Genomic DNA, 8662 nt, shown 5'->3' on the forward strand with positions numbered 1-8662 from the left:
GCCCGCCACGACCGACGCGGCGTTTCGGCCGCCGGATTCCATCTGGCCGCGCATGACCTGGATCGCCTGCAATTGCCGCATCGCCGAGGACAGCACCAGGAACGGGTGGCCGCCCGACTGGCAGTGGCGGGTAAAGGCCACATCGAAATCGCCGACCTTGCCGTCGAGCATGGCGTCGATCGCATCGTCGAAGGAGGCGCCGGAGACGTCGCCCGACATGGCGCTCACGTCGTCCAGGGTGATTTCCTTCTGGCCGTGGGCGTAGAGCACCAGCTTCTCGATCTCGCCGCGCGAGGCCAGGCGGTCGCCGCCGAGATTGCGGCGCAGCGCCTGGCGGGCGTCGAGCGTCATCGACATGCCGGCCTTGCGCAGCTCGTCGTCGATGACGGTGTCGAGGTCGCGGGCCTCGTCGGCATAGCACGGCAAGGCGATGGCGTTGGCGGCGGCCTCGACAATGGCTCGCAGGCCGGTGCCTTTCTTCAGGTCGCCGGCTTCGATGAGGATGATCGCATCCCGCGCCGGCTCCGCCGTCAGCGCCTTGATGTCGTCGGCCAGCGCCTTCTGGCCGCTGGCGTTGCGCACCCAAAGCAGCCGCCGGTCGGAGAACATCGGCACGGTGCGCGCCTCGTCGAGCAGGCGGCCCTCATCGCGGTCGACTTCCGCGCCGTCCAGCTTGACCACCGAGAACGGATCGTCGAGCGGAAGGCCGGTCTTGGCGGCGAAGGTCTTTGCCCGCTCGGCCACCAGGCCGCGATCGGGACCGTAAAGCAGGATGATCGCCATGGCCGGATCCGGCTTCGCGAGCCACGAATCGACCTCGTATCCCTTCTTCTGTGCCATGCGGGGTGAGTTAGCATGGCGATGAGTTGGGGTGAACCAGAGATCGGCGCCGGCGTCCTCTCCTTCTCCCCTTGTGGGAGAAGGTGTCGCCGCAGGCGACGGATGAGGGATGCTCCAGGGAACGCCAGCGCCTCACTCCGCTGGAGCACCCCTCATCCGTCTCGGCGCTATCGCGCCGATCCACCTTCTCCCACAAGGGGAGAAGGGAAAGGCCGTGCAAGGCCCTTGCTACTCGTTAATTGCTTTATCTGGCGGGAAACCATGCGCAATCTTCCGCCAAATTGCGCGGCGGGCGAAAACATCGACAAGAAATTTCGCCGCCATATCTGCATCTTGTCGGCCATGTGCCGCATCGGCTTCAGGGGCCGATGACCGGGAGGACGGCCGCCATCTCGCCCGATGAAATGGCGGCGCGGATGTGCAAATATCGCACCGGCAACATTGGAGGACGTGAGCTCATGGCCGATGCTGGAATGCTGCGCTTTCATGTGCCCGAGCCCGAGGTCCGGCCCGGCGGGACGCCTGATTTCTCGAATGTGACCATTCCCAAGGCAGGCTCGGTGCCGCGCCCGGAGATCGACGTCGATCCGCGCACGATCCGTGACATGGCCTTCTCGATCATCCGGGTGCTCAACCGCGCGGGCGAGGCCGTCGGCCCATGGGCCGGGCTGCTCACCGACGAGGAGCTTCTGGAAGGCTTGCGCCACATGATGACGCTCAGGACTTTCGACGCGCGCATGCAGATGGCGCAGCGCCAGGGCAAGACCTCCTTCTACATGCAGCATCTCGGCGAGGAGGCGGTGAGCTGCGCCTTTCGCAAGGCGCTGCAGCCCGGCGACATGAATTTCCCGACTTATCGACAGGCAGGTTTGCTGATCGCCGACGGCTACCCGATGGTCATGATGATGAACCAGATCTATTCCAACGAGGCCGATCCGCTGAAGGGCCGGCAGCTGCCGATCATGTATTCGTCGAAGGAGCACGGCTTCTTCTCGATCTCCGGCAATCTGGCGACGCAGTACATCCAGGCGGTCGGCTGGGCGATGGCCTCGGCGATCTCGAAGGATTCGCGCATCGCCGCGGCCTGGATCGGCGACGGCTCGACGGCGGAATCCGATTTCCACGCGGCGCTGGTGTTCGCCTCGACCTACAAGGCGCCGGTCGTGCTCAATGTGGTCAACAATCAGTGGGCGATCTCGACCTTCCAGGGAATCGCCCGCGGCGGCTCCGGCACCTTCGCCGCGCGCGGCCTCGGCTTCGGCATCCCCGCGCTGCGCGTCGACGGCAATGACTATCTCGCCGTGCATGCGGTGGCCAAATGGGCGATCGAGCGGGCGCGGCGCAATCTCGGGCCGACGCTGGTCGAATATGTCACCTACCGCGTCGGCGCGCATTCGAGCTCGGACGATCCGTCCGCCTACCGGCCCAAGGCGGAGTCCGATGCCTGGCCGCTCGGCGATCCGGTCGTCAGGCTGAAGAACCATCTCATCCACAAGGGCGTCTGGTCGGAGGATCGCCACACCCAGGCGGAAGCCGAAATCCTCGCGACCGTGATCGCGGCGCAGAAGGAGGCCGAAAGCCACGGCACGCTGCATGCCGGCGGCAAGCCGTCGACACGCGACATGTTCGAAGGCGTCTATGCCGAAATGCCGCCGCATCTCAGGCGCCAGCGCCAGCAGGCGGGGGTCTGACCATGCCAAGACGGACGATGATCGAGGCGATCCGCGACGCCATGGACGTATCGATGGGGCGCGACGAGCGCGTCGTCGTGTTCGGTGAGGATGTCGGCTTCTTCGGCGGCGTCTTCCGCTGCACGCAGGGCCTGCAGGCCAAATACGGCAAGAGCCGCTGCTTCGATGCGCCGATCAGCGAATCCGGCATCGTCGGCGCGGCGATCGGCATGGCCGCGTATGGGTTGAAACCCTGCGTCGAGGTGCAGTTCGCCGATTATGTTTATCCGGCTTACGATCAGATCGTGTCGGAGGCGGCGCGGCTGCGCTACCGCTCGAACGGCGATTTCACCTGCCCGATCGTGGTGCGCATGCCGACCGGCGGCGGCATTTTCGGCGGCCAGACGCACAGCCAGAGCCCGGAAGCCCTGTTCACGCATGTGTCCGGCCTGAAGACGGTGGTGCCGTCCAACCCGCACGACGCCAAGGGGCTTTTGATCGCGGCGATCGAAGACCCGGACCCGGTGATCTTCCTCGAGCCGAAGCGGCTCTATAACGGCCCCTTCGACGGCCATCACGACCGGCCGGTGACGTCCTGGTCGAAGCATGAGCTCGGCGAGGTCGCCGACGGTCATTACACGATTCCGCTCGGCAAGGCGGCGATCCGCAGGCAGGGCTCGGCGGTCACCGTGCTTGCCTATGGCACCATGGTCTATGTCGCCGAGGCCGCGGCTGCGGAAACCGGCATCGACGCCGAGATCATCGACCTCAGGACGCTTTTGCCGCTCGACCTCGACACGATCGTCGCCTCGGTGAAGAAGACCGGGCGCTGCGTCGTCGTGCATGAGGCGACGCTCACCTCCGGTTTCGGCGCCGAGCTCGTCTCGCTGGTGCAGGAAAGCTGCTTCTACCATCTGGAGGCCCCGGTGGCGCGGGTCGCCGGCTGGGATACGCCCTACCCGCATGCGCAGGAGTGGGAGTATTTCCCCGGCCCGGCGCGGGTCGGGCGCGCGCTCGTCGAGACGATTGAAGCTTGAAGAAGGGGGAAGCCTGAGGATGGGCGAATATGTGATCAAGCTTCCCGATGTCGGCGAAGGCGTCGCCGAGGCTGAGCTTGTCGAATGGCACGTCAAGATCGGCGACCTCGTGCGCGAGGATGCGGTCCTGGCCGCCGTCATGACCGACAAGGCCACCGTCGAGATCCCGTCGCCGGTCGATGGCGAGATCGTGTGGCTGGGCGCCGAGATCGGCGACACTGTGGCGATCGGCTCGCCGATCGTGCGGCTGAAGGTGGCCGGCGAAGGCAATGTGAAGGCGGACAGCACCGCTAAGGCCGCGCCGAAGGCGCCGGCCAAGCCGGCCGAGGTGAAGGCCGAACCGGTCCCGAGCGCTCCGAAATCGGCGCCGAAGCCGGTGGAGCCGCCAGCGAGGGTGCCGCCTCCGGTCGTCGCGCCGAAGGCACGTCCACCTTCCGTCCCGGGCGCGCCGCGCGCCGAAGGCGAAAAGCCGCTGGCCTCACCCGCTGTGCGCTTGCGCGCCAAGGAAGCCGGCATCGATCTGCGCCAGGTTCCGGGCAGCGGGCCGGCCGGGCGCATCGGCCATGAGGACATCGAGGCCTTCCTGGCGCGGGGTCCGCAGCTTGCCCGCGCCACCGGCCTTGCCCGCAAGGATGGCGTCGAGGACATCAAGATCGTCGGCCTGCGGCGCAAGGTCGCCGAGAAGATGGCGCTCGCCAAATCGCGCATCCCGCACATCACCTATGTCGAGGAGATCGACGTCACGGCGCTCGAGGAGCTGCGCGCCACGCTCAACAAGGAGAAGCGACCCGCCAAGGGTGCGGAGAGGCCGAAGCTGACGCTGCTGCCTTTCCTGATGCGGGCCATGGTCAAGGCGATCGCCGACCAGCCGAACCTCAACGCGCTGTTCGACGACGAGGCCGGCATCATCCACCAGCATGAAGGCATCCATATCGGCATTGCAGCGCAGACGCCCAACGGCCTCGTGGTGCCGGTGGTCAAGCATGCCGAGGCGCGCGACCTCTGGGACTGCGCCGCCGAGGTCAACCGTCTCGCGGACGCCGCCAAGTCCGGCACGGCGAGCCGCGAGGAGCTTTCCGGCTCGACCATCACCATCACCTCGCTCGGCGCCATGGGCGGCGTGGCGACGACGCCCGTCATCAACTATCCGGAAGTGGCGATCGTCGGCGTCAACAAGATGATGGTGCGGCCGGTGTGGGACGGCACGCAGTTCATTCCGCGCAAGATGATGAACCTGTCGTCCAGCTTCGACCATCGCGTCATCGACGGCTGGGACGCCGCCGTCTTCGTCCAGCGCATCAAGGCGCTCCTGGAGACGCCGGCGCTGATCTTCGTGGATTGAGGGGGATGAGGTCGATCTTGAACGGCGCGGCGCCGGAATGTGGGCTCCCCCTTCTCCCCTTGTGGGAGAAGGTGTCGCCGAAGGCGACGGATGAGGGGTGCTCCAGGGAGAGCCAGCGTCTCACTCCGCTGGAACACCCTTCATCCGTCTCGGCGCTAAAGCGCCGATCCACCGCCCGGGGGCGAGCCACGGGTCTCGCCCCGTCCTTCGGACCCCACAAGGGGAGAAGGAAAAGGCGCGCCGCCGCCCTCGCCGCAAAAAGGATGCAGCTGACATGAAAGAGATCTCCTGCAAGCTGCTCGTCATCGGCGCCGGTCCCGGCGGCTATGTCTGCGCCATCCGCGCCGGCCAGCTCGGCGTCGACACGGTGATCGTCGAGGTCGGCAAGCCGGGCGGCACCTGCCTCAATGTCGGCTGCATCCCGTCCAAGGCGCTCATCCATGCCGCGGAGGAGTTCGACAAGGTCGCGCATATGGCCGGCGGCAAGGATCCGCTTGGCATCAAGGTCGGCGCGCCGGCGCTCGAACTCGCAAAAACCGTCGCCTGGAAGGACGGTATTGTTAGCCGGCTGAACAGCGGAGTCGCCGGACTGCTCAAGAAGGCAGGGGTCAAGACAGTGCATGGCTGGGCGACGTTCCGCGACGGCAAGACCGTCGAGGTCGAGACCGAGACCGGAAGCCAGGTCATCCGCGCCGAGACGGTGGTGATCGCCACCGGCTCGGCGCCGGTCGAATTGCCGTTCCTGCCCTTCGGCGGTCCGGTGATCTCGTCGACCGAGGCGCTGGCGCTGAGCGAAGTGCCGAAGAAGCTCGCCGTCGTCGGCGGTGGCTATATCGGGCTGGAGCTTGGCATGGCCTTCGCCAAGATGGGCGCCAAGGTGACCGTGGTCGAAGCCCTGCCGCGCGTGCTTGCGCAATATGATGCAGAATTGACCCGGCCGGTGCTGAAGCGGCTCGGCGAGCTCGGCGTCGAAGTGATGACGGGCGCCAAGGCCAAGGGGCTGTCGACCCAGGGGCAGATGGGCAAGGGCGATGCGTTGCTGGTCGAGACGGCCGACGGCAAGAACGCCAAGGTCGCCGCCGACAGGATCCTGGTCACGGTCGGCCGCAAGCCGCTCATCGAGGGCTGGGGGCTGGAGCAGATCGACCTCGACAGGTCGGGAAAATTCATCCGCATCGACGATCAGTGCCGTACTTCGATGCGCGGCATCCATGCCATCGGCGACGTCACCGGCGAGCCGATGCTGGCGCATCGCGCGATGGCGCAGGGCGAGATGGTGGCCGAGATCGTCGCCGGCCACAAACGGAGCTGGGACAAGCGCGCGATCCCGGCGATCTGCTTCACCGATCCGGAACTGGTCACCGCCGGCCTGTCACCGGAGGAGGCGAAAGCGTTGGGCGGCGAGATCAAGATCGGTCAGTTTCCCTTTGCCGCCAACGGCCGCGCCATGACCAAGCAAGGCGAAGACGGCTTTGTGCGGGTTGTGGCTCGCGCGGACAATCATCTGGTGCTGGGCATCCAGGCGGTCGGGCAGGGTGTTTCGGAACTGTCGGCCGCGTTCGGCCTGGCGCTCGAAATGGGCGCGCGGCTGGAGGACATAGCAGGCACCATCCATGCGCATCCGACGCAAGGGGAAGGTTTCCAGGAAGCGGCGCTGAAGGCGCTGGGCCACGCGCTGCATATTTGAGGGGAATGTCTTGTAGGCGCGACCTCGGAGCGCGTAATCTCCCCCCTTGAGGGGGAGATGGCCGGCAGGCCAGAAGGGGTCGCTTCGACTGGATGCGACCTTGCGACAGATGGAGGTTGGCGCTCCATGCGGGGCGACCCCCTCTGTCGCCTTCGGCGACATCTCCCCCTCAAGGGGGGAGATTAGCCAGCTCAGCTCGCCAGCCGGCTCACCATCTCGTGCTGCGCGTAGGCGCCGCCGAAGCGGTTGGCGAGGAAGGCGTCGAGGGCGATGTCTTCCTGGCGGACGAAGCCTTTCGCCGGCAGCGAGCCGTCGGCCAGCATGTCGAGCACGGCGCAGATGCCGGAAGCGGTGGTGATCTGGATGGCGCTGCGCACGATATTGCCGACGCGGTGCGAATAGATCTTGTTGGCGTAGGTCTCCTGCAGCAGGCGGCCGTTCCTGCGGCCCGAGACGGTGACGAAGACGATGACCACGTCCTGTAGCGTCGCCGGCAGGGCGCTTTCGAAAATGTCCTTCAGCACGTCGCGGCGGTGGCGCAGCCCAAGATCGTTGAGCAGCGCCTTCATGATCGCGGCATGGCCGGGGTAGCGGATGGTGCGGTAGTTCAGCGTGCGCACCTTGCCCTTCAGCGTCTCGGCCAGAGTGCCGAGACCACCGGAGGTGTTGAAGGCCTCATAGGTGACGCCGTCAAGCGAGAACTCCTCGCGCTCCTCCAGCGGCGGCACCTCGATCAGCTCGCCTTCGACGATCGCCTCGCAAGGCTCGCAATATTCGTTGATGACGCCGTCGGTGCTCCAGGTGAGGTTGTAGTTCAGCGCGTTCGACGGGTATTGCGGCAGCGCGCCGACGCGCATGCGCACGCTTTCCAGCGTGTCGAAGCGGCTGGCGAGGTCGTTGGCGACGATCGAGATGAAGCCCGGCGCCAGGCCGCATTGCGGGATGAAGGCGCTCCTGGCGTCACGCGCCAGCTCCTTCACCCGGCGGGTCGAGACGACGTCCTCGGTGAGGTCGAGATAATGGACGCCGGTGGCGGCGGCTGCTTCCGCGATGCGCGTGGTGAGGTGGAAGGGCGCGGCGCTCAGCACGGCGAACTTGCCGGCAAGGACTTTCTCCAGCGCGCCGTCTGCGGCGATGTCGAGCTCCTGCGTCGCGACGCCGGCCGGCAATTCGGCCGCGGCAAGCTGGTCGGCCGAGCGGTCGACGAGCGTGACGCGATAGGCGCCCGTGGCGCTAAGCATTTCGGCGATGGTCGAGCCGATCTTGCCGGCGCCGACGACAACGATGTTCTTCATGATCAATTACCCCTGCCAATTCGAGTTGGTCGAGATCATCGCAACTCGCCTGTCGAAAGGAAGCGTGAAATCTGGCAAAGTGAAACCAGACTTTAAGCGATCCGCCGAAGGAATTCGTCACAATGCTCAGCCAAGCCGAACAGGCCCTGCTCACCTTGCTGCGCGCCAACGCGCGCGCCTCGACTGCCGAGCTGGCGCGGCAGCTCGGTGTGTCGCGCACGACGGTGCAGAGCCGGATCGAACGGTTGGAGCGACGCGGCATCATCACCGGCTACGGTGTCAGGCTGGCGCCCGACTATGAGCAGGGGCTGGTCAAGGCGCATGTGTTGCTCACCGTCACGCCCAAGCTCGCCGACAAGGTGGTGCGCAGCCTCGAGGCGATGCCGCCGGTCAGGACGGTGCATTCGGTGAGCGGCAATTTCGACATGATCGTCATCGTCGACGCGCCGTCGATCCGTGATCTCGACGCGCTGCTCGACCGGATAGGGGCGATGGATGGGGTCGAGCGGACGTCGTCGTCGATTATTCTGTCGACGCGGGTGGATCGGTGAGGGGTGCGTGAGATGTCGGCGGGGCGGCGAAGCTGCTGATCTCCCCCCTTGCGGGGAGATGGCCGGCAGGCCAGAGGGGAGTGTGAAGGAACGCTACCTTGGCCAGGTCGTCACACTGCCCCCACTTTTTGGCCAGTTGGAGACGTCGGCGGGACAGCACCCCCCTCTGCCTTGCCAGGCATCTCCCCCGCAAGGGGGGAGATTGGCTGTCGCGGCGGTTTTTGCCAATCTCCCAAAACG

At 66.2% G+C, this 8662-nt stretch carries 7 protein-coding genes; 5 read left to right on the forward strand and 2 right to left on the reverse strand.

Going from position 1 to position 8662, the window contains the following annotated elements; genetic code table 11:
* Positions 1-840 (reverse strand): DNA polymerase III subunit delta (gene holA, locus EOA38_RS19830; RefSeq protein WP_127300011.1); only part of this gene is annotated, 840 nt, incomplete at its 3' end.
* A 458-nt stretch (positions 841-1298) separates the two neighbouring features.
* Between holA and EOA38_RS19835 the strand changes: the two genes are divergently transcribed.
* From EOA38_RS19835 to lpdA, 4 genes are all read left to right on the forward strand, one after another.
* On the forward strand, positions 1299-2531 hold the full coding sequence (locus EOA38_RS19835; RefSeq protein ID WP_127300012.1) for a 3-methyl-2-oxobutanoate dehydrogenase (2-methylpropanoyl-transferring) subunit alpha: 1233 nt from the start codon (positions 1299-1301) through the stop codon (positions 2529-2531).
* A gap of 2 nt (positions 2532-2533) precedes the next feature.
* The gene (locus EOA38_RS19840) at positions 2534-3547 is read left to right on the forward strand and encodes an alpha-ketoacid dehydrogenase subunit beta (protein WP_127300013.1); all 1014 of its coding nucleotides are present in this window, start codon (positions 2534-2536) and stop codon (positions 3545-3547) included.
* A 19-nt stretch (positions 3548-3566) separates the two neighbouring features.
* On the forward strand, positions 3567-4889 hold the full coding sequence (locus EOA38_RS19845) for a dihydrolipoamide acetyltransferase family protein (protein ID WP_127300014.1): 1323 nt from the start codon (positions 3567-3569) through the stop codon (positions 4887-4889).
* Positions 4890-5163: 274 nt separating this feature from the next.
* Positions 5164-6576, forward strand: a complete 1413-nt coding sequence (gene lpdA / locus EOA38_RS19850) for a dihydrolipoyl dehydrogenase (protein ID WP_127300015.1) — start codon at positions 5164-5166, stop codon at positions 6574-6576.
* Between the two features lie 191 nt (positions 6577-6767).
* Here the strand turns inward: lpdA and EOA38_RS19855 are convergent, their stop codons facing one another.
* Positions 6768-7871 carry a saccharopine dehydrogenase family protein gene (locus EOA38_RS19855; RefSeq protein ID WP_127300016.1) on the reverse strand — a complete coding sequence of 368 codons (1104 nt, stop codon included), beginning with the start codon at positions 7869-7871 and terminating at the stop codon, positions 6768-6770.
* Positions 7872-7993: 122 nt separating this feature from the next.
* Here EOA38_RS19855 and EOA38_RS19860 point away from each other — a divergent pair, with 122 nt between their 5' ends.
* Positions 7994-8422, forward strand: coding sequence for an Lrp/AsnC family transcriptional regulator (locus tag EOA38_RS19860; RefSeq protein WP_126091094.1), 429 nt, complete (start codon positions 7994-7996; stop codon positions 8420-8422).
* The last annotated feature ends 240 nt before the right edge of the window (positions 8423-8662 follow it).

Origin of the sequence: Mesorhizobium sp. M1E.F.Ca.ET.041.01.1.1 (genome assembly GCF_003997355.1) — a bacterium.
In the GTDB taxonomy this organism is placed as follows: domain Bacteria; phylum Pseudomonadota; class Alphaproteobacteria; order Rhizobiales; family Rhizobiaceae; genus Mesorhizobium.